Raw genomic sequence first — 21759 nt, 5'->3', positions numbered from 1 at the left:
CACTATCATTTCGCGCTCATTTCGAAATCGAGAGACCGCGCCCATGTTGGCACCGAAGCGTCTACTGACTGTCCTGGCCTTTTTCCTCATGGCCAGCACCGCCCACGCCGGCGACGAAGTGGTGGTCTACTCCTCGCGCATCGACGAACTGATCAAGCCGGTCTTTGACGCCTACACCGCCAAGACCGGGGTCAAGATCAAGTTCATCACCGACAAGGAAGCCCCGCTGATGCAGCGGATCAAGGCCGAAGGCGAAAACGCCAGCGCCGACCTGCTGCTCACCGTCGATGCCGGCAACCTCTGGCAGGCGGAAAAGATGGGCATCCTGCAGCCCTTCACGTCCAAGGTGATCGACGCCAATATTCCGCTGCAATACCGTTCGTCCGCCCATGCGTGGACCGGCCTGAGCCTGCGGGCGCGGACCCTGGCGTATTCCACCGAGCGGGTGAAACCTTCCGACTTGAGCACCTACGAAGCCCTCGCCGACAAGCAGTGGGAAGGCCGCCTGTGCCTGCGCACGGCGAAGAAGGTCTACAACCAGTCGCTGACCGCCACGCTGATCGAGGTCCATGGTGCCGAGAAGACCGAGCAGATTCTCAAGGGCTGGGTCGGCAACCTGTCCACCGATGTGTTTTCCGATGACATCGCCGTGCTGGAGGCGATCAATGCCGGGCAGTGCGACGTCGGGATCGTCAACACCTACTACTACGGTCGCCTGCACAAGCAGAACCCGAACCTGGCGGTCAAACTGTTCTGGCCGAACCAGGGCGACCGCGGCGTGCACGTGAACCTCTCGGGCATCGGCCTGACCCGGCACGCGCCCCATCCGGAAGCGGCCAAGGCTTTGGTGGAGTGGATGACCACCCCCGAGGCGCAGCGCATCTTTGCCGACGTGAACCAGGAGTTTCCGGCCAACCCGGCGGTGCCGCCGTCGGCGGAAGTGGCGAGCTGGGGCAAGTTCGTGCCGGATACCTTGCCCGTGGAGATTGCCGGCAAGCGCCAGGCCGAGGCGATCCGCCTTATGGACAGGGCTGGCTGGAACTGACCGGGTAGTACAAACGCTGTGGGAGCGGAGCTTGCCCGCGATGCTTTTGGCGGCCTTTAGGGCCTCTTCGCGGGCAAGCTCCGCTCCCACAAAGAGCATCCAGTCTGTCCCTTTGCGTAGCCTTTACCGAGAACTTCCTTGGCCCATCCCGTCCAACGCCGCTGGTACCTTCCGGTATTTGCTGTCGCCGCCCTGGTACTGCTGCCGCTGAGCGTGCTGCTGTTGTCCTGGCAGTCGATCGACCTGCAGATCTGGTCCCACCTCTGGGACACCCAGCTACCACGTCTGCTGGGCAACACCCTGACCCTGGTGCTGGGCGTCGGCCTCGGTGTCACCCTGCTGGGGGTGAGCCTGGCCTGGCTCACCAGTCTCTGCGAATTTCCCGGCCGACGCTGGCTGGACTGGGCGCTGATGCTGCCGTTTGCCATCCCGGCTTATGTGCTGGCGTTTGTCTTTGTCGGCCTGCTGGATTTCTCCGGCCCGCTGCAGAGCTTGTTGCGCGAGTGGTTCGGCAGCGGCCTGCGCCTGCCCCGGGTGCGCTCCACCGGCGGGGTGATCCTGGTCCTGGTGCTGGTTTTCTATCCCTACGTCTACCTGCTCGCGCGCACCGCCTTCATGGCCCAGGGCAAGGGCCTGATGGAAGCCGCCCGGGTGCTCGGGCAATCGCCCTGGCAGGCGTTCTGGCGGGTGGCGCTGCCCATGGCGCGTCCGGCCATCGGTGCCGGCGTGGCCCTGGCGCTGATGGAAACCCTGGCGGATTTCGGTGCCGTCGCGGTGTTCAACTTTGACACCTTCACCACCGCCATCTACAAGACCTGGTACGGCTTCTTCAGCCTCTCCAGCGCCGCGCAGCTGGCCAGCCTGCTACTCCTCGCGGTGATGCTGGTGCTCTACGGCGAACGCCGCGCCCGTGGCGCCGTGCGCAGCGGCAATGAGCGCCCGCGAGCCCAGCCGCTCTATCACCTGCACGGGTTCAAGGCCCTGGCGGCCAGTGCCTGGTGCCTGCTGGTATTCGCCTGCGCCTTTGTTATCCCGCTGCTGCAACTGCTGGTCTGGTTCTGGCAGCGCGGTCGCTTCGATCTCGACGAGCGCTACACCGACTTGATCCTGCACACCCTTTACCTGGGCGTCATGGCGGCCCTGATCACCGTCAGCGTGGCCTTGCTGCTGGCTTTTGCCCGGCGCCAGGCGCCGACCCGGCTGATCCGCTCCGGGGTCGGCCTGGCCAACCTCGGCTACGCGCTGCCGGGCTCGGTGCTGGCGGTCTCGATCATGCTCGCCTTCAGCTATCTGGACCGGGTGCTGGTGATCCCGCTGTCGGGCTGGTTGGGCGGGGCGGGCAAGCCGTTGCTGCTGGGCAGCCTGTCGGCCCTGCTGCTGGCCTATCTGGTGCGTTTTATCGCCGTGGCCCATGGTCCCTTGGAAAACAGCCTGGCCCGTATCCGACCGTCCCTGCCCGAGGCGGCGCGCAGCCTTGGGGTCAGTGGGCCAGTACTTTTTTGCAAAGTGTATCTGCCGTTATTGCTGCCCGGCGCCTTGAGCGCGGCGCTGCTGGTGTTCGTCGATGTGCTCAAGGAAATGCCCGCGACCCTGCTGATGCGCCCGTTTGGCTGGGACACGCTGGCGGTGCGGATCTTTGAAATGACCAGCGAGGGGGAGTGGGCGCGGGCCTCGCTGCCGGCCTTGACCCTGGTGCTGGTCGGCCTGTTGCCGGTGATCGGCTTGATTCGTCGCTCGGCGCATCGAATCGGCTAGGTGTCATGGCTCCCCCTTGCGGCTACAATGCGCGGCATTCGGTGCGGTCCGTCTGACAGACCGGGTACGAAACAGGACTCAAGGCCCCATCGATAAAGGGCTCAAGCCGGTTTCCCACCCGTCCGCGCCTTCGCCACGCCCGGAAGGAGAAACCCATGGGACAGCGTACGCCTCTCTATGACCTGCACCTCGCCCTCGGCGCGAAGATGGTCGATTTTGGCGGTTGGGATATGCCACTGCATTACGGCTCGCAGGTCGAGGAGCACCATCAGGTGCGACGTGACTGCGGTGTGTTCGATGTCTCGCACATGACCGTGATCGATATCACCGGCAGCCAGGCCAAGGCTTGGCTGCGCCATCTGCTGGCCAACGATGTCGAGCGTCTCGACGGCCTCGGTCGCGCCTTGTACAGCGCGATGCTCAATGAGCACGGTGGGGTGGTCGACGACATGATCGTCTATCGCACCGAGAGCGGTTACCGCCTGGTGGTCAATGCCGCGACCCGTGATCAGGACATGGCCTGGATGCAGGCCCGACTCAGCGGCTATGACGTGCAACTGCACGAGCGCCCGGAGCTGGCGATGCTGGCGATCCAGGGGCCACAGGCCCGGCACAAGATCGCCGAACTGGTGAGCCAGTCCCGCTGCCAACTGATCCAGCAACTCAAGCCCTTCGAAGGCCGCAGTGACGGCGACTGGTTTATTGCCCGCACCGGCTACACCGGGGAAGACGGTCTGGAGATCATCCTGCCGGCCGAGCAGGCCCCCGGCTTTTTCAACGATCTGGTGGGCGCGGGTATCTCGCCCATCGGTCTGGGCGCCCGGGATACCTTGCGCCTGGAAGCCGGCATGAACCTGTACGGCCAGGATATTCACCAGGACGTTTCGCCGCTGGCGGCCAATATGGCCTGGACCATTGCCTGGGAACCGGCTGATCGCGACTTTATCGGGCGTGGCGCCCTGGAGGCGGAAAAAACCGCCGGCGCCAAGCTCAAGCTGGTCGGCCTGGTGCTGGAAGAGCGCGGCGTTCTGCGGGCTCACCAGGTGGTTCGGATCGCCGAGATTGGCGAAGGAGAGATCACCAGTGGTAGTTTCTCTCCTACGCTAAGCAAGTCGATTGCGCTGGCGCGTGTTCCCGCCGCCACGGCTGATCGCGCTGAAGTTGAAATTCGCGGCAAATGGTACCCGGTTCGCGTGGTAAGGCCGACGTTCGTGCGTCATGGTAAAACCCTGATCTGAATTTTCCGGCGGGCCCTCAATCGCTCCGCCACTGATACTTAAATGTGAGGACACTGAATATGAGCGATATCCCTGCTGATCTGCGTTTTGCCGAAAGCCACGAGTGGGCTCGCCTGGAAGCTGACGGTAGCGTCACCGTCGGCATCAGCGACCATGCTCAGGAAGCCTTGGGGGATGTGGTGTTCGTGGAACTGACTGAAGTCGGTACCGTGTTCGCCGCCGGCGAGGCTGCCGGTGTGGTCGAGTCGGTGAAGGCGGCTTCGGATATCTATTCGCCAGTGTCGGGCGAAGTGATTGCGGTCAACGAAGCGTTGTCCGGCGAGCCTGAGCTGCTGAACTCCGATCCGCACGGCGCGTGGATCTTCAAGCTCAAGCCGAGCAATGTGGCGGAGCTGGAGAAGTTGCTGGATGCGGCGGGTTACAAGAAGGCTATCGGCGAGTAATTCGTCAGGTTGACCGCGTTATCGTTCATCGCGAGCAAGCTTGCTCCTACAAGAGCAGGCGTGCTCGCGATCACGGTGTTACGGCTTCAAGACTGCCTTGACCGCCGCCACCGAACGCTCGACATCGGCCTTGGTCATGGCGTTGAACATCGGCAACGACACGATCAGGCGCCCGACGCGCTCTGCGATCGGGAACATGCCTTCCTTGAAGCCGCGTTCGCGGTACAGGCTCAGCAGGTGGATCGCCGGGTAGTGATAACCGATGCCGATGCCGCGCTGCTTCATCTCTTCCATAAAGGTCGCCCGCGCCGGCTGGCCGTCCTGACGCTCCGGCAGTACCAGCTGGAACATGTGCCAGTTGCTGTTGGTGAAATCCTTCACCGGTAGCTGGGCACCGTATTTCTCTTCGAAATCACTGCCAAAGCACTCGAAATAGTACTCGGCCAGCCCGCGGCGGTGCGGGGTGATGGCATCGATATGGGCAAACTGGCCCAGGCCGATGGCGGCGGCGACGTCGGTCATGTTGAATTTGCCGCCCAGCACGTCCACGTCCAGGCCGTCATGGCCGGTACGGGTCACGCCCTGCAGGCGGTACTTCTCGGCCAGACGGGCCTCTTCGGCGTTGTTCAACACCAGGCAGCCGCCTTCGGACGAAGTGATGTTCTTGTTCGCCTGGAAGCTGAACGACACCAGGTCACCCAGGGCGCCGATCTTCTGGCCGTTCCATTCCGAACCCAGGGCCTGGGCCGCGTCTTCGACGATGCGCAGGTTGTGTTTCTTGGCGATGGCGTACAGGCGATCCATGTCCACCGGCAGGCCGGACAGGTAAACCGGGATGATCGCCTTGGTACGCGGGGTGATGGCGGCCTCGACCTTGTCCAGGTCGATATTGCGGGTTACCGGGTCGATATCGGCGAACACCGGGGTCGCGCCGACTTCGATGATCACGTTGGCGGTGGCCACCCAGGAGATCGGCGTGGTGATCACTTCGTCGCCCGCGCCGATACCGGCGATGCGCAAGGCGATTTCCATGGTGCAGGTGCCGGAGTTGAAGGTGCGCACCGGACGCCCGCCGAAGTATTCCGACAGTTGCGCTTCAAAGGCCGCGACCTTCGGACCGCTGGTGATCCAGCCGGAACGCAGGACATCGCCCACGGCGGCAATGGTCGCTTCGTCGATGGTCGGTTTGGAAAAAGGCAGGAAAGGAAGTTCGCTCATGGGGTCGTGACGTCCGATGTGAAGGCCGACAGTGCTCTACCGGCAGTGAAGAGTAGACAGCAAGGCTGCAATGCTGGCGATGATACTGTTTTAAGGTGAAAATTCGGTGCTTTTTTTGCTGTCCGGACGCTGAACGAGCACGTCGGGCCGGTGCCTGGGTGTCGATCGGCGGTTTTTACCGGGCAACGCAAAACGCCGCGGGTGAGCGGCGTTCTGGTTTGTGGGTGAAGTGTTTGAATCAGTCTTCGGCGACGGTGTTCTTCGCCAGGATGGCGTTGGCCAGTTGCATGTCGGTGACCTTCAGGTCCGGGTTTTCGGCCCGCAGTTTTTGCATCGCGGCCTCCAGATAAGGGCCACGGATGCCGCCATTGCTGGCGACGAAGCTGCTGGCATCGTCCTGGGCGGCGGCCACCAGCTTGTGGTCCTTCCTGAAGGTCAGGTAGGTGGAGCCGGTGGTGGCGCCAGAGGAAAGGACGTTGCGCCAGAACTCGTCGGCCATTGCTGCGCCGACGGGAAGGGTAAACAAGGCCAATGCGACAACTGCTGTTTTGAGACGCATGAGAGTGACTCCGGTGTGGGTATCTGAAAGGTTTGATTACTGTTGTCACGCCGGAGTTCCATCGGCCTCACGCAATCCTTTCCACCCGCAGGGTACTGCCGTCCTGACCAACCACCCGGACCTGGGTGCCCACCTCGCTATCCGGCCCGATGGCCATCCAGACGCTGTCACCGACCTTGATCTTGCCGCGCCCGGCGACAATGGCGACATGCACCACGAAGGTCTTGCCGATCAGGTCGTGACCACGCTCATTGAGTCCCGGCTGGTCGCTGGGCCGGGCGTTGTTGCGTTGGCGTTTCCACCAGAGCCACGCGGTCAGGATCGACAGCACGCCGAACAGCAGCAACTGCAAGGTCCAGTGCAGGCCGGGAATCAGGTAGGTCAGGACGCCCACGGCCGCGGCGGCAGTCCCCACCCACAGCAGGTAACCGCCGGCGCCGAATATCTCGAAAATCAGCAACAGCGTGCCGAGGGCCAGCCAGTCCCAGAACGACAGGTGTTGCAGGAATTCCCACATGGGTGTTGCCTCAGGGTTTCTTGCTGTCGAAGGTGGCCTTGACGATCTCGCCGATGCCGCCTACCGCGCCGATCACCTGGCTGGCCTCCAGCGGCATCAGGATCACCTTGCTGTTATTGGCCGAGGCCAGCTTGCCCAGGGCGTCGATGTATTTCTGCGCGACAAAGTAGTTCACCGCCTGCACGTTGCCCTTGGCGATAGCCTCGGAGACCACCTGGGTCGCCCGGGCTTCGGCTTCGGCCTGGCGTTCACGGGCTTCGGACTGGAGGAAGGCCGACTGCCGGGCGCCCTCGGCTTCGAGGATCTGCGCCTGCTTCTTGCCTTCGGCGGTGAGAATCGCCGAGGCGCGCAGGCCTTCGGCTTCGAGGATTTGCGCGCGCTTGACCCGTTCGGCCTTCATCTGCCCGGACATGGCCGCCATCAGGTCGGCGGGCGGGCTGATGTCCTTGATCTCGATGCGGGTCACCTTGATCCCCCATGGCGCGGTCGCTTCGTCGACGGTGCGCAGCAGGCGCTCGTTGATGGCGTCGCGCTGGCCGAGCATGGCGTCCAGCTCCATGGAGCCGAGCACGGTGCGGATATTGGTCTGCAACAGGTTGCGGATGGCGTGCTCGAGGTTGTTCACCTCGTAGGCGGCCTGGGCGGCGTTGACCACCTGGAAGAAGCACACGGCGTCGATCTGGACCGTGGCGTTGTCGGCGGTGATGACTTCCTGGGGCGGGATGTCGAGCACGCTTTCCATGACGTTGATCTTGCGCCCGATGCGGTCCATGACCGGGATGATGATATTGAGGCCCGGCTTGAGGGTGTTGGTGTAGCGCCCGAAGCGCTCCACCGTCCATTGATAACCCTGGGGCACGACCTTGAAGCCCATGAACACCAGGGCAATGGCCAGGCCGACGAAGAGCAGGAGTACGCTACCGATTTGCATGACGATTCCCTGTTGCAAGTGTTGATCGAGAAGGCTGTTACCTTGAGTGTAACGGGGCTTGCCGGGATAAAAAGTGTTTACTCGGCAATGGACGCATGTCGTGACACTTTCATCAGCGCTGCTCGCTCTGCGGCGTGACCCGCAACACTTCCTCGACGGTGGTCAGCCCCGCCGCGACCTTTTGCGCGCCGGACAGGCGCAGGCTGCGCATGCCGTCCTTGAACGCCTGGCGACGCAGGGCCAGGAGGTCGGTATCGGCGTGGATATGCGCCTTGAGGCCGTCGTTCAGGACCAGGATCTCGTAGACCCCGGCGCGCCCGTGATAACCGGTGTCGCGACATTCCAGGCAACCGACGGCGCGCTGGGCACCGCTGGGCATCGGCGCCTGCCAGGGTCGGGTCAGGCTTTGCCAGTCGTCTTCTTCCAACTGGGTCGGCGCCTTGCAGTGCGGGCACAGGGTACGCACCAGGCGCTGGGCCATGACCCCGAGCACGGTGGCCTTGATCAGGTAATGCGGCACCCCCAGTTCCAGCAGGCGGCTGATGGCGCTCGGCGCGTCGTTGGTGTGCAGGGTCGAGAGCACCAGGTGGCCGGTGAGCGCGGCCTGGATCGCCATTTCGGCGGTTTCCAGGTCGCGGATCTCGCCGATCATGATGATGTCCGGGTCCTGGCGCATCAGCGCGCGCACACCACTGGCAAAGGTCAGGTCGATATTGTGCTGGACCTGCATCTGGTTGAAGGCCGGCTCGATCATCTCGATCGGGTCCTCGATGGTGCAGAGGTTGACCTCCGAGGTCGCCAGTTTCTTCAGGGTGGTGTACAGCGTGGTGGTCTTGCCCGAACCGGTGGGTCCGGTGACCAGGATGATGCCGTTGGGCTGGCGGGTCATGTCCTGCCAGCGGCGCAGATCGTCGGCGCCGAAGCCCAGTTGGTCGAAATCCTTGAGCAGCACCTCCGGGTCGAAGATACGCATCACCATCTTTTCGCCAAAGGCGGTGGGCAGGGTCGACAGGCGCAATTCGACTTCGCCGCCGTCCGGGGTCTTGGTCTTGACCCGGCCGTCCTGGGGTTTGCGCTTTTCCGCGACGTTCATCCGGCCCAGGCTTTTCAGGCGGCTGACAATCGCCATGGTCACCTGGGGCGGGAACTGGTAGACGTTGTGTAGCACGCCGTCGATGCGAAAGCGCACCGTGCCCTGTTCGCGGCGCGGCTCGATATGGATATCGCTGGCCCGTTGCTGGAAAGCGTACTGGAACAGCCAGTCGACGATATTGACGATATGGGCGTCGTTGGCGTCCGGCTCCTGGTCGCTGGCGCCGAGGTTGAGCAACTGCTCGAAGTTACTCGGATTATGGTTTTTCTGGTCGACCAGGCTGGCCCCGCTGACCGACTTGGCCAGGCGGAAAAATTCCACGGTGAAGCGCTGGATATCCACCGGGTTGGCCACCACCCGGCGAATCGGCAGCTTCAACACATGGCTGAGGTCGGCTTCCCAGGCCCGCACATGGGGCTGGGCGCTGGCGATGGTCACGCCGTCGCGGTCGACCGCCACCGCGAGGATCTTGTGCCGCTGGGCAAAGGCGTAGGACATCAATGAAGTCACCGCCGCCACGTTGATCTTCAGCGGGTCGATGCGCAGATACGCCTGGCCGGCATGGCGGGCCAGCCAGAGGGTGAGGTTTTCCAGGTCCAGGGGTTTGCCGGGACGACTCAGGTCGGCCAGTTGCTGGCTGGCGATGAACTCCAGCGGATGCTGCTGGGTATCGCGCGCGGTACGCCGGGTGGCCAGGGCCTGTTCGGCTGCCTCCTGGCTGATAAAACCCTGGGTCACCAGTTCGCGCAACAGCTCGTTGAGATCCAGCCAGCGGTCCTGGGGAAGGGGGGCGACGGGCATGCGGGCTCCTATTCGGTCGGTCCTGCAACCAGCGATTCAGACGTAGTCCCTGTCTGATCGTCAATTGCCAAGAATAGACGCGAGGCTGCCTGACGTTGGCGTCGATACCAAGACAAAGATTGCGATTCTTTTCAAAAAAGCCGTCAGCCCGCGGCCTGTGCGCTGTGCCGCTGTGCGCCTTGGGGCGGTTGCAGGGCCACGGAACAGACGCTGATCAGGTTGCGCATTTTTTCACCGATGACCTGGGCGCGGTGCCAGCTCAGGCCGTCCAGCACGATATCGATCGCCAGCAGTCCGTCGTCCTGTTGCGCCTGCACTTGTCGTGGGGTCAGGAACTGCAGGGCAAACAGGTTCAGCAGGCGGCAGAGCAGGTCCGGCTCGGCTTCGGCCAGCACCTGGTAGCGCACCTGGCAGTGGGCATTGCCCGCCGCCCAGACATCGGCACGGGTGGGAGCGTCATGGAGGGCTTCGGGAGAAGGCATGGTGGGTTTCCTGGGGCGGCGACGGGATAGGCTGGAGAAATTTTTACATGCCGAGCCGGGTATTTCTTATCTATGATGGGCTGATATGCTCTGATCCAGACATGATCTATTCGCTAATAGCCAGTTAGAAGGTTTTTTTATGCAAGGCGAGCTGGACACCTACGACCGCCGGATCCTGGCCTTGCTGCAAGAAGACGCCTCGCTTTCCAGCGCGCAGATTGCCGAGCAGGTGGGGTTGTCCCAGTCACCCTGCTGGCGACGGATTCAGCGGCTCAAGGAAGAGGGGGTGATCCGTGCCCAGGTGACCTTGCTCGATCGCAAGAAAATCGGCCTCAACACGCAGATCTTCGCCGAGGTCAAACTCAACGCCCATGGTCGCTCCAACTTCACCGAGTTCACCGAGGCGATTCGCGGTTTTCCGGAAGTGCTGGAGTGTTATGTGCTGATGGGCGCGGTGGATTTCCTGCTGCGGATCGTCACGGCTGACATCGAGGCCTATGAGCGGTTTTTCTTCGAGAAGCTGTCGATGGTGCCGGGGATCCAGGAGGTCAACTCCATCGTTGCCCTGTCCGAGATCAAGTCCACCACCAGCTTGCCGGTATTGCGCCCGGCCTGAAGGTTCATTGGGCAAAGATGTCCTTGACGAACACCAGGACCGGTTTGCCGTTCTGGGACAGGATCAGCACCGTGTAGCGCTCTCCCGATTCCAGCGGGCCCAGGCTCAGGGGCGCGGTGACCAGGGTACCGTCGCAGAAGCCTTGCACGGACAGCTTGACCGGGTTGACGTCGCGTCGCTCCAGCAGACCGGGGTTCAGGTCATGGAAAATCGGCTGCTCCTGCCGACCTGCACGACGCAAACCGCCGCCGGTACAGTCCGGGTCGGCGTTGATCAGCGCCAGCGACGCCTGGAGGCCATTGAAGTCTTTCGGTTGCTCGCGCACGGTCAGCAGTTCAAAGCCCTTGTCGCCGGGGACCACCACGAAGGTCACGAACTCGCCGGGGGCCAGGTTCAACTTGACCGGCACGCTGACGCCGGCACTGCTCAAGGCGCCCGTGACCGGCTTGTCGGCGGGCACCGCGGAGAACACCGAGACCACCGATGGGGCCAGTGTCGAAGGTGTCTGTTCGCCCTCCGGGAGCACGTCGAGGGGGCTGTCCAGGGCGTTGACGAAGCGGATGAAGGCCGAGTCCCGGCTCGGCCCGGTGGGATAGAGCGCGGTATCGCCGTGGGCGGCAGCGAAGCTTATCAGCGTCGCCAGGCCCAGCAGCAGTTCGCGCATCCGATTCATTTTCCCGCTGCCTTGAGCGCCGGTGCCTGCAACAACGCCTTGACGATGTCCTCGCTCCAGGTCTGGTAGCCGGTGCGGGTCAGGTGCTGGCCGTCAATGGTCGCCCACTGGCCCTTGGTGGAGAATTGCAACGAATCGATATAGCTGCATGGCGCGACGTTTTTCGACAGGAAGTCCGACATCGTCTTGACCCGTTCGTAGGTCTTGCCGTACATGCCGCCTTCGCTGCCCCAGTTCGGCCCGACCCAGACGCAGGGTGTGTGGTGGGCGGCGATGGCCTTGACCAGGCTGTCGGTCTGTTTCCAGATCCAGGCCTTGGGGAAACTCGGTTTGTCGTAGCTGGCCATGGTGTCGCCCATGACAATCAGGGTGAGGTTGGGTTTGTCGCTGTCCAGCAAATCGCCGATCGAGCGGGTCGATGCGCCGACCAGCACCGTGGCCTCGGCCGTGCCCCGGCGTTCGGCGCCGCCGCAGGGGCTGGGCGTGGCCTTGAGCCAATCGCCGGCATTGGCCCCGCAAATGCCCAGGGAGTGGACCTGAGCACCCTGCCGGCTGAGGGCATCGTGCAGCGGGTTGAGCAGGAAATCCGGAGTGGCCAGGTGGCTGTCGCCGATGATCAGGATGGTCAGGCCCGCCAGTACGGATGAGGTTGCCACGATGCACGCTCCCTGGAGTCAGTTGGAGTAAGGCGAACGATAGGGGCTGACCGGCAAGGCCATGGGCCCGGTCATCTTCTCGAACAGGTAACGCAGGTACAGCTCGGCGTTTACCTGGCGGTAGTCCTGGGCGTTATCCACCCCCAGTGAACCGCCGAGCAGCACGTTCGAGCCGAGCCGGTATTCGCCCGCCGCATTCAGGTTGTAGCCGATGCCGGTGCTGTTCTGGCCAGGATATGTGAGGTTGTTGGCGGCCTGCTCGGCGCTGTGGCCGGGAAAGTAGTCGGCGCCTTTCTGGTCGATATGCTGGACTCCCAACGCGCCGCTGAGCTTGTAAGTGAAGCGGTCGGAACGCTGGGACCAGGTGACCGGGACCGCCATGGAGAAGAACGTCTGCGGGCTGAAGTAGCCGCCGTGGCCGTAGGTGAAGAACCCCTGGTTGTTCTCGTAGGACAGGGCCGAGGTGCTCAGGCCCACGGTCAGCTTGTCGTCGGGCTGGTTGTCCAGGTACCAGTAGATCCCGCCGCCCAGTTCGGCGCGGGTGTTGGACTCGACGTTGTTGCCGACCAGCTTGTGCAGGGCGCCGTAGCCGTAGACCCCGACTTCCTGGTCGTCGTAGCCGAGCTGGGCGCGTCCGCCGTTGGCGGTCACGCCACCCCACTTCACGCCGGTCCGCCGGTCCTCGGTGCCGGCGAATGAGGTCACGCTGTCGGTGACCGGGCGCCGCGACAGGGCGATGCTGTAGTGCATGTTGGGGCTGGATACCAGCGGCTGGTCCAGGCTCACGCCGCCGATCACGGTGTTGTAGGTGAAGCCCACCGGGCTGACGCCGATATCGGCCTTGATGCCGTGCTCCGGGTTCTCCACTGCCACGGCCATACCCACGCCGTTGGCCTGCTGCGAGCCGGGGGAGCCGCTGGCCAGGCCACTGCCGAAGCGGGTGAGGCTGTCGCTCTTGACGCTGCCGGCGTGCAGCGAAACCGGCGTCACCCGCAACGCCACGCGATTGTCGCCGGCGGGCAGGTTGGCTTCGAACGGCGTTTCGACATCGGTCAGTTTGCTCAGGCCCGATTCATTGTTGTTGCTGCGCACGCTCAGGCCCTGGGCGATATAACCGCTGCGCTCCTGGAGAATTTCGTCCAGCGCGAGCTGCGCCGGGCTCTGGTTCAGGCGCGCGGGCTCGTCTGAACGGCGGCCGGGGGCAAAGGGATTGGCGCTCGGTGCCGGGTCGTTGTCCAGGCCGCTGTCGGGTACGGCGTCCGAGGCACTGTAGAGCTGCGGGGCCATGGCCGGGTCGGGTGGCATCGTATCGGCGGCCTCGCTGCCCGGCGCCAGCGGATCGGCTATACGGGTGGTACCTCGACGCGGCTGTCCGGTTTGATTGCGGAACGGGTTGTCGCTGTCGTCGTCCTGGCTGTCGAAGGGCTGGCCGTCGCGGCGTTGACCGCCTTCGATGGCCACGGCCTGGCGCAGCAGTTCGGCGGCCTCGGCACTTTTGCCCATGGCGCGGTAGGTTGCGGCGGCGCTGGTCAGCACCTTCGGCACGCCCGGCTTGAGCGCCAGGGCGGTCTTGAGGGACTTGTCGGCCTGTGCATAGTCGTGGTCCTGGGCGGCCAGGCTGGCCACGCTCAGTTGCAGGTCGGCGTTGTGCGGGTCGTTCTGCAACAGGGGTTTGTACAGGGCCATGGCTTTGGCGTTATTGCCGTTGGCGGCATACATCCGCGCCAGCGCCGAGATCGCCTGGGTGTCATGGGGGTATTGCTTCAGCGTCGGCTTGAGCAGGTCGTAGGCCCCGGCCAGATTGCCTTTCTCGCGCAACTGGTCGGCCTGCTTGATGCGGTACAGCTTCACCAGCTCGGCGTAGTGGCGGTGATCGCTGTCGTTGAGGCGAGCCCCTTGCAGGGAGCGGAGGATATCCGCGGCATCGTTGTCCTGGTCGGCCTTGAACAGGATGTCGGCGTACAGCAGTTGCAGTTTGGCGTCGGGACTGGGGGAGCGCTCCACCAGGTCGCGCATCAGGGCCACGCCCTGTTGCGACTGACCGGCGTCGATATAGGCCGCGGCCAGGATCGCCACCCGATCCGGCTTGCCGGCGGTCAGGGCCTGGCTGCGGGCCAGCAGCGCCTGGGCTTCCTGGCGCTGGCCGCGCCTGAGGTTGTCGACGGCGGCTTCGGTCTGTACATGCAGGGCGATCTCCTTGCCCAGTTCGTCCATCTCGCGGCTGCGCCTGGCCTGGGGGATGCGTGCGAGGCTGGCTTGGGCGTCCTGCCATTCACCCAGCTGGGTCGAGAGCAGGGTCCGGGTATACAGCGCATCGGGTTGGTCGGGGTGGCGTTTGAGCAGGTCGTTGACCTGGTCCTTGGCGGCCTGGGTGCGGCCTTGCCCCAGGTAGATCCGGGCCAGGGCAAAGCGCGTCCAGGTATTGCCCGGGTCGTCCACCAGGGCCTGGCGATAGGCTTGCTCGGCGGCGCGCAGGTCGCCGCGCTGTTCGGCGAGCCGCGCGACCTGGGTGGCGCGCAACGAGCGGATGGACACGGCGGAGCCCAGGCGGGCCTGGTCCGCCGGGGGAATCGAGTCGATCAGCTTGAGCGCTTCATCGGCTTTGCCCTGCTGCGAGAGCACCGCGATCAACCCGCCCAGGGCCTGGGGATCGTCGCGATGACTGGCGAGGATACGCCGGTAGCTGGCCTCGGCCTGGGCCAGTTGGCCCCGCTCGGCCTGCAAGTTGGCCAGCGCCACCTGGCTGGCCGGTTGGCCGGGGTTCTGGCGGGCGGCCTGTTCGATCATTTTCCGCGCCTGGTCCTCACGTCCGGCCTTTTGCGCCTCGCTCGCGCCGGCCATCAGCCGCCAGTAACGGACGTTGTCCAGCGCCTGTTTCCAGGGATGCCCGCCGGGCTGTTGGGTGGCCCGCAGCAGCAGGTCCTCGGCTTCGTTCAGGCGGTCCTGCTTTTGCCGCAGGACACCCAGGCCGCCGAGGGCGTCGGGGTCGTTGGGTTTTTCCTTGAGACGGGTTTGAAACGCCTGCTCGGCGGCGGCCAGGTCACCGCCCTCAAGCGCCTGCAGGCCTTGGGCGTCCTGCGGGTCGCGTTGCCAGGCGGGCACTTTGCGGGCGGGTGCCGCACTGCTGCGGGCCAGGGTCTTGCCCTTGTTCATCAGGTCGCGGATTTCCTTGTCGTTCGGGTGCGCGGCGAGGAACTGCTCGAACAGCGGGACTTGCGCCGGCGCCGGCGGGCCGATCCAGGTCAGGGCGAAGCGCCAGGTTTCGTTGGCGTCACCGCCGACATCCTTGTCCTTGGCGAGGACCGCCAGGCGGCGGATGCCTTCGGCCCGGGTGTCGAGGTTGCGGACCATGTGCTTGGCCAGGAACAGCGCCACGGCGCGGTCGTCCGGGCGTTCGCGCAGCAATCGTTCAAGACCGGCGCGGGCCTCCTGTTCACCGCCCTTGGTGTAACCCAGCAGGTAGTAATACTCGCGGGCCAGGGTGCCCTGGGGCTGGCGACCGTTCAGTAGTTGACGGTAAATCTTCACCGCGTCGTCGTATTTGTCGGCGTCCACCAGTTGCCGGGCCTGGGCCAGCAGTCGGGCCTGCTCATCGCTGCCCAGAGCAATGTCCTGTTCAAGTTGCTGGGCCTGGCGGGGCTGCGGTACCAGTGCCTGCAAACGGGCCAGGTACTTTTTCGCTTCCTCCGGCCGCTTGAGCTGGACGTTGCTCAGCCCCAGGCCATAGAGCGCTTCCGGTTGATCAGGGGCGATCAGCAGCAACTTGTTCCAGGCGTCGATGGCCCGGTCGGGGTTGTTCTGCGATTGCCAGTAGCGCCCTTGCTCGATCAATTGCGCCTGCGGATCGTCGGCCCGGGCCTGAAGGGCCGGGTTGGCCAGGGCAAACAACAACGTCAGGGTGAGGGTATGGCGCATGCCTGTTCTCCCGCGCCGTGGATTCACGACAACCGCCGTTTGGCCTGGGCCCGCAGCCCCAGGAAGATCAAGGCACAGAGCAGCACGAAGCCGATCAGGACCGCGAGCAGCATCCCGCTCAGATGCCGAGACAGCAGCAGCTGCAAGTGCCGGAACCAGCCCAGGTGACCGACGTAGTACGGCTGGTCGGCGGCCAGGGTGGTGATCTGCTTGTCCTGGATCACGGCCAGGCTGCCCTGGATCAGGTCCTTGTAGTCATCGCCACCGATCATCGCTGCGGTGACCTCGGTCAGTCGCGCCGGGTCGCTGCTGGCGACCACCACTACACTGCGGCCGTTTTTGAGCGGCGACTCGAAGCCCGCCAGATAAGGCGTGCCTCGGCCCGACCATTCCAGGGTGGCGCGGGTCTTGCGGATCGCCGCTTGCGAGTCGGGGCTGAACCAGTCGTGAATGCGCAAGGCCAGGTCGCTCAGGTCGAAGAAGTGCCGGCTGCCTTCGCTACGGGCCGGCGACGCGTCGGCCCATTGCTTGAGCAGGGGCTGGTCGTTGCCGGTGGCGAACACCAGCAGGTCCTTGTCGCTGACCCCCTCGACGTCACGGGCCTGGATCACTTGCAGGCCGGTGGCCGGATAGCCGGTGGATTCGCCGAAACGCCCGAGCACGGTGAGGAAAGCGCTGAGGGTCGCCGGCTCCTGGGTGTCGGGCATCACCACCGCGGTTTCCGAGAGGTCGGCCAGGCGGGTGAAGGGGAAGCCGCTGTCGCGGAACTTGCCCAGGTCGGGCATCGCCGTGTAGTGGTCCAGGCCGCTCAGGTCGAGGGTCGAATCGCCTTCGATCTGGCCGCGCATGTCTTCGACGATGACGTCCCGGCATTCGCCTTGTTTGACATAGTCGTACAGGTAGCGCATTTGCAGCTGCGACTCGAAGGTGGCGATGCCCAGGGGCAGGTACATGCTGGCTTCTTGCGGCAGGCTGTCGTCTTTCTTCAGCCACTCGAGCAGGTCCGGTCCGCCTTTGAGATTGGGGATCGACGGCAGCTGCATCGAGCGCACCAGGTGATCGTTGAGGTGCACCAGAAGCGCCGAGTTGGTCGAGAACTGCTGCGGTGTGTAACGGTATTTGAGCAGCAGCGGGGCGCCGCGTCCGCGCCATTCGAACAGGTCCGGCGGCAGGCGCAGGGCAATTTTGATGTCCTCGGGGCTGTAGCCGGAGACATGCAATTGCCGGGCGTCGACTAGTTCGCCGAGCTTTACCGGGCGGTCGGTGGGCAGCCAGTTGGGCGCGTCATAGGGCACGCGCACCGGCAGCGGGTCGAGGTGGTCGATCAGCGCGGTGGCCCCGGACAGCGACTGGCTGCCCAGGGCGACGGCCGTGGCGGCAATCTTCAGTTCAGCGTCGTTGCGTCCGCTGATCACCAGCAGCTTGCCATAGGGGTCGTTGGGGTTGGTCATCATGGTCACGCTGGGGCCGCTGGCCGGGTTGCTCGACAGCTCGCCCAGCGCCAGGGTTTCGCGGTGGGTGACGAAGACAATGGCATTGCCCTTGGCCGGTAGTTGCCCGACGCTGGCGGGAAAGGTCGCGGTGCGATAGCTGGCCAGGGCGCCGAACTTGGAAGCGATCGCCGCGGCGGCTTCCAGCTTGGCGGGGCTGGGGTTGGCGTCGAACACAAAGGGCAGGACCAGCGGGCGCGCGTCGTGGCGGTCGAAGAACGGCACCGGCAGCAGGGCCAGGTCATTTTTCAGGGCGATGGGCGAATACTGGATATTCAGCTGGCTGTCGTTGCCGACCCTGGCCCACAGGCTCGAGTGCAACGGGTCTTCGCACTGCATCGTGTAGTGCCCGATCAGTTGCAGGTCCAGCCGGTTGAAGTCGGTGATCAGCCGCGCGGGGATCTCGACCACCCGCTCCAGGTCCTTGCCGGCCTGCTCCCGGGGTAGCGGCAGGCTGACGGCGACCCTGTCGTTGACCAGCACGTTGATCTGCGACAGCTCGGGCAGCATCAGCGCCGAATAACCGTAATGCAGGACCACCTGGACACCGGTCACCACCTGATCGGCGCGAATCCCGAAGTCGACGCTGTCGGTCGACTCGACACCGCGCAGGTACAAGGGGTCGCGGCGTCCCAGTTGCTTGAAGGTCAGGCTGTAGCTGTTCTTGTCAGCGGCGATCACCGGTGCCTGGCCGGTGCCGGCGGCGGGGCTGCTGCGGTTGTCTGTTTGCGTCACGGCGTTGCCGGAGCCCGGATAGACGCCGCAGCAGAGCAGCAACAGGAGGGCGTAACGAATGCAGCGTCCGTCGCTGCCAGCGGAGAATATCGGGCTCATGGCGTGTCCAGGGCAGGTGCTGAGGAAGAGGTGCCGGAGCGCCGCCGTTCGAGCGCCTGGCCGGGTAATCTGAGGGTTGCCTTGAGCAACTCGGAAACGCCGTGCACGGCGATGACGCTGATCGCGCGCAAGGCCTTGAGTGGCGAGTCGGGGGTGCTGGTGCCCCAGTTCCGCGCCCAGGTGTCGGCGCGGGAGAAGGTCAGGTGGACCAGGTCGCTTTGCTGGCTCAAGGTCATCGGGTCGAAGCGGATGCCGACCGTGTTGCCGCGGCTGAAGACCACGCTGCCGTCGAAGTGATAGTGCTGCTGGTGGCGAAACAGCGAGACCCGCAGCGGTGTACCGAGGGGAATCGATTGACCTGGTGCCAGCTTCAGGCCCAGGCCGCTCTGCGAAAAGTCCTGGGTGTGGCTGTGATACTCGGTGCCGTCGGCCAGCCGCAGGCCGACCGGCAATTTCGCCTCGATCCGGGGGTCGGCCCGTACCTGGCGGGTTTCGCTGGCGACCGCGATGGCGGCGGCGCACATCAGGGCGTTGTACAGGGCCCAGACCTGGTTGAGCAGCACCGTTTCATCGGTGGTGACGTCGGCACCGAGGTAGTCGTAGACCCCGTACACCACGGCAGCGATATTCAGGACCAGCAGCACGATGTAAGGCCGGGCCATCTTCCAGTCGAAGAATCCAGGGTGCAGGTCGCCGCCCTTGTCGGTGACGTTGAAATGCCCGGATTTTGGCTTGAGTATGCCCATCAGCACCGGCGTCAGGATGTACCAGGCCAGCACCGTTTCGTAGACCTCGTTCCAGTACGAATGGCGGAAGCGCCCCTGGATGCGCGAGTTGGTCAGGTTGGCCAGCAGCAGGTGCGGCGCCGCGTAGGCGGCCACCATCAGCGGCGCGGCATGGAAGATCTGCGCGCCGAACACCAGGTAGGCCAGGGGCGCGGTGAGAAACACCAGGCGCGGGAAACCATAGAAAAAGTGCAGCATGGCGTTGCTGTAGCAGATGCGCTGGCCGAGGGTCAGGCCGCGGCCGAGCATGGGATTGTCGGTGCGGAAAATCTGCGTCATGCCGCGGGCCCAGCGCACCCGCTGGTTGATATGCCGCGAGAGGTTTTCGGTAGCCCTGCCGGCGGCTTGCGGCAGGGCCAGGTAGGCGGTGTTGTAGCCGGCGCGGTTGAGTTTCAGCGAGGTGTGGGCGTCTTCGGTGAGGGTGGTTTCGTCCATCCCGCCGATGGCTTCCAGCGGTGCCCGGCGCATCAGGGCGCAGGAGCCGCAGAACATCGCGGCGTTCCATAGGTCATTGCCGTCCTGCACCAGGCCATAGAACAACTCGGCTTCGTTGGGCACCGCCTGGTAGGTCTTGAGGTTTTTTTCGAAGGGGTCCTGGGAAAAGAACACGTGGGGTGTTTGCAGCATCGCCAGCTTGGGGTCCTTGAGAAACCAGCCCATGCTGATTTGCAGGAAGGAGCGCGAGGGCACGTGGTCGGCGTCGAAGGCGGCGATGTATTCGCCGTGGGTGACCTTGAGCGCCGCGTTGAAATTGCCGGCCTTGGCGTGCAGGTTATTGTCGCGGGTCAGGTAGTGGGCGCCGACGCTCTCGCAGAACAACCGGAATTCGTCGCGATGACCGTCATCCAGCACATAAACCTTGAGCTTGTCTGTCGGCCAGTTCATCCGCAGCGCGGCGAACACGGTGATCTTGACGATCTCCAGGGACTCGTTGACGGTGGTGATGAACACATCGACAGTGGGCCATTGCGCCGGGTCTTCGCTGAGCAGGATCGGCCGGCGCTTGAGCGGCCAGGCGGTCTGCACATAGCCGAACACCAGCACCAGCAGCGCATAGAGCTCGGCTAGCACCAGGGTGTAGCCGAACAGCATGTCGTGGAAGTTCTCCAGCTCCAGGGTCTCGGTCAGGCGCCAGTACATGTAGCGCAGCGAGGCGATCAGCGACAGGCTGATCATGGCAATGATCGGCAGGTGACCTTCGAAGCGTCGCAAGACCAGGACCGCGACCAGGCAGGCAAGGCCGAACAGGGTTTGCTGGAGCAGGTCCGCGGGCGCGCTGATCACCCCGGCCAGGACCACGGCGCAGAGGATCGCGGCGCACAGCATCAGGCCCAGGCGCAGTGGCTGCGACCATTGGCGGAGGTGGTGCAGGGCGGTGCCGAGCAGGCGTTGGACGCGGCGTTCGAAGGTCATGGGTGCTGTGACTCCAGCTGATCGTGGAGCTTGTCGGCGATGGCCAGGAGGTCCTGGCAGCCGCGGGATTCGGCGGATTGCTCGAACGGATTGAATTCATAGGCCAGCGCCTCGGCGATGGCCTCGTCCCAGGTGATCGTGCCGAGCAGTTGGGTTTTCAGTTGGCTCTCGAGGATCTGCGCGATGTCCACGGACAAGGGGTGGGCGTTGTCCACGCCGTTGATCACGAACCAGCAGCTTGCCGGCCTGTCACCGCCCAGGTGGGGCTTGATCGCCGTGATCAGGCGCTCGAGGGCGGCGTGGGAGGCCGCGTCGGGCCGGACGACGGCGATCACCAGGTCGGCCATGTGCAGCGCCTGCTGCTGATAGAGCGTGCTGCCGGGAGGGGTGTCGATGATCAGTGTGTCGTGCTTGCCTAGGGCCAGTTCGTTCAGGTGGCGGGCCAGCCAGTGCGGGTCACCTTCGAGCTGGTGTTCAAGGGCTTGTAACTGTTGCGGGTCGTTCTCGCCGAAGGCCAGCAGCCGGGTGTTGGCGTAGCCGGTTTGCGCAAGATCGTGCCAGCTGCGCTGTTCCAGGCTGGCCTGGCAGATACCTTGTGCGGGTGGGCGGGTGCCCAGGTGATGGTATTGCGCATTCTGTGGGTCGAGTTCGAGGACGATGGCCTGCCGGTCAGTGCTGTTGAGCAGGATGGCCAGGAGACTGGCCAGGGTGCTGCGGCCGACGCCGCCACGGGTCGAGACTACCGCAATGATCCGGCCGGGAACCTGGGCGGCGAGGGCCGGCTGGGGTTGTTGCGTGGCCTGCGCCTGGCGTTGCCGGGCGAGATCCTGGAGCAGTGTGCGCAGGGACGGTGCTGCGGTTGTTTCAGGCGCGCCGGTATCACCCTGGACGAGCGGCGGCGAGGTCGGTTCGGCAGGCGGGGGGGCTGGAGGCTGGGGGGCCGCAGGGGGGGGCGCTGGCGTTTCGGTGAAGACCCGGGCCACCTCGATTTCCCGATAGCGGTCGGCCTTGGCACCGAACTTTCCCATCAGGTTCGCAACATCATCGTCGTCATCTGAAGGCTGCATGACAGCACCCATCCGTACCATTCTAAGAAAATCTTGAAAGGGGACAGATACGGCTAATCACACAATGCCGTCGTGCTGCATGCCTACCGGACGGTGGGCAAACGATGGTGTTCTTAAAGGTGTCGCCTGAACGTCTTGCGATAGAACCGAAGGCACTTAGTGTTAATCCAGAGTGCTTTATTGATCTATCAGGTTCAAATGTAGACCAGATTTACCGATGCAAGAAAT

Annotated in this window: 17 protein-coding genes; 5 read left to right on the top strand and 12 right to left on the bottom strand. The window is 64.3% G+C overall.

Annotated features, from left to right (window positions below; translation table 11 throughout):
• The first annotated feature begins 43 nt into the window (after nt 1-43).
• The 4 genes from M5C01_RS08440 (at nt 44) to gcvH (ending at nt 4481) form a co-directional block, all read left to right on the top strand.
• Nucleotides 44-1045 carry an extracellular solute-binding protein gene (locus M5C01_RS08440; protein ID WP_152736737.1) on the top strand — a complete coding sequence of 334 codons (1002 nt, stop codon included), beginning with the start codon at nt 44-46 and terminating at the stop codon, nt 1043-1045.
• 138 nt (nt 1046-1183) lie between these two features.
• Complete coding sequence (locus tag M5C01_RS08435; RefSeq protein ID WP_152736738.1) at nt 1184-2800, top strand: iron ABC transporter permease; 1617 nt, start codon at nt 1184-1186, stop codon at nt 2798-2800.
• Between the two features lie 155 nt (nt 2801-2955).
• A complete protein-coding gene (gene gcvT / locus M5C01_RS08430) occupies nt 2956-4038 on the top strand; it encodes a glycine cleavage system aminomethyltransferase GcvT (RefSeq protein WP_152736739.1) in 1083 nt (360 codons plus the stop codon).
• A 59-nt stretch (nt 4039-4097) separates the two neighbouring features.
• Nucleotides 4098-4481: a glycine cleavage system protein GcvH gene (gene gcvH, locus M5C01_RS08425; protein WP_103496104.1), complete on the top strand. Its 384-nt coding sequence runs from the start codon at nt 4098-4100 to the stop codon at nt 4479-4481.
• 78 nt (nt 4482-4559) lie between these two features.
• On the opposite strand, the gene M5C01_RS08420 is transcribed toward gcvH, so the two are convergent.
• The 6 genes from M5C01_RS08420 to M5C01_RS08395 form a co-directional block, all read right to left on the bottom strand.
• Nucleotides 4560-5699: a DegT/DnrJ/EryC1/StrS aminotransferase family protein gene (locus M5C01_RS08420; protein WP_103496105.1), complete on the bottom strand. Its 1140-nt coding sequence runs from the start codon at nt 5697-5699 to the stop codon at nt 4560-4562.
• Nucleotides 5700-5937: 238 nt separating this feature from the next.
• Entirely contained in the window at nt 5938-6258 is a 321-nt protein-coding gene (locus M5C01_RS08415; protein ID WP_103496106.1) for a DUF2388 domain-containing protein, read from the bottom strand.
• Between the two features lie 67 nt (nt 6259-6325).
• On the bottom strand, nt 6326-6775 hold the full coding sequence (locus M5C01_RS08410; RefSeq protein ID WP_152736740.1) for an NfeD family protein: 450 nt from the start codon (nt 6773-6775) through the stop codon (nt 6326-6328).
• A 10-nt stretch (nt 6776-6785) separates the two neighbouring features.
• A complete protein-coding gene (locus M5C01_RS08405) occupies nt 6786-7706 on the bottom strand; it encodes an SPFH domain-containing protein (RefSeq protein ID WP_103496108.1) in 921 nt (306 codons plus the stop codon).
• 112 nt (nt 7707-7818) lie between these two features.
• On the bottom strand, nt 7819-9600 hold the full coding sequence (locus M5C01_RS08400) for a GspE/PulE family protein (protein ID WP_152736741.1): 1782 nt from the start codon (nt 9598-9600) through the stop codon (nt 7819-7821).
• Between the two features lie 143 nt (nt 9601-9743).
• On the bottom strand, nt 9744-10082 hold the full coding sequence (locus M5C01_RS08395; RefSeq protein WP_152736742.1) for a hypothetical protein: 339 nt from the start codon (nt 10080-10082) through the stop codon (nt 9744-9746).
• Nucleotides 10083-10221: 139 nt separating this feature from the next.
• Between M5C01_RS08395 and M5C01_RS08390 the strand changes: the two genes are divergently transcribed.
• Nucleotides 10222-10698, top strand: coding sequence for an Lrp/AsnC family transcriptional regulator (locus M5C01_RS08390; protein WP_103495529.1), 477 nt, complete (start codon nt 10222-10224; stop codon nt 10696-10698).
• Between the two features lie 4 nt (nt 10699-10702).
• Here the strand turns inward: M5C01_RS08390 and M5C01_RS08385 are convergent, their stop codons facing one another.
• The 6 genes from M5C01_RS08385 to bcsQ are packed head-to-tail and all read right to left on the bottom strand — an operon-like array spanning nt 10703 to nt 21531.
• The gene (locus tag M5C01_RS08385) at nt 10703-11371 is read right to left on the bottom strand and encodes an alginate O-acetyltransferase AlgF (protein WP_152736743.1); all 669 of its coding nucleotides are present in this window, start codon (nt 11369-11371) and stop codon (nt 10703-10705) included.
• Complete coding sequence (locus M5C01_RS08380; protein WP_103495531.1) at nt 11368-12027, bottom strand: SGNH/GDSL hydrolase family protein; 660 nt, start codon at nt 12025-12027, stop codon at nt 11368-11370. Before M5C01_RS08380 ends, M5C01_RS08385 begins: the two co-directional genes overlap by 4 nt.
• 18 nt (nt 12028-12045) lie before the next feature.
• Nucleotides 12046-15942, bottom strand: coding sequence for a cellulose biosynthesis protein BcsC (locus M5C01_RS08375; RefSeq protein WP_152736744.1), 3897 nt, complete (start codon nt 15940-15942; stop codon nt 12046-12048).
• 23 nt (nt 15943-15965) lie between these two features.
• On the bottom strand, nt 15966-18266 hold the full coding sequence (gene bcsB / locus M5C01_RS08370) for a cellulose biosynthesis cyclic di-GMP-binding regulatory protein BcsB (protein WP_152736745.1): 2301 nt from the start codon (nt 18264-18266) through the stop codon (nt 15966-15968).
• Nucleotides 18263-20464, bottom strand: coding sequence for a UDP-forming cellulose synthase catalytic subunit (gene bcsA, locus M5C01_RS08365; protein ID WP_152736746.1), 2202 nt, complete (start codon nt 20462-20464; stop codon nt 18263-18265). The genes bcsB and bcsA overlap by 4 nt, the downstream gene beginning before the upstream one ends.
• Nucleotides 20461-21531, bottom strand: a complete 1071-nt coding sequence (gene bcsQ / locus M5C01_RS08360; RefSeq protein ID WP_152736747.1) for a cellulose biosynthesis protein BcsQ — start codon at nt 21529-21531, stop codon at nt 20461-20463. The genes bcsA and bcsQ overlap by 4 nt, the downstream gene beginning before the upstream one ends.
• Nucleotides 21532-21759 lie beyond the last annotated feature (228 nt).

This window comes from Pseudomonas sp. MWU12-2319, assembly GCF_023242525.1.
Taxonomy (GTDB): Bacteria; Pseudomonadota; Gammaproteobacteria; order Pseudomonadales; family Pseudomonadaceae; genus Aquipseudomonas; species Aquipseudomonas gingeri_D.
This window is presented reverse-complemented; position numbering and strand designations above follow the sequence as displayed.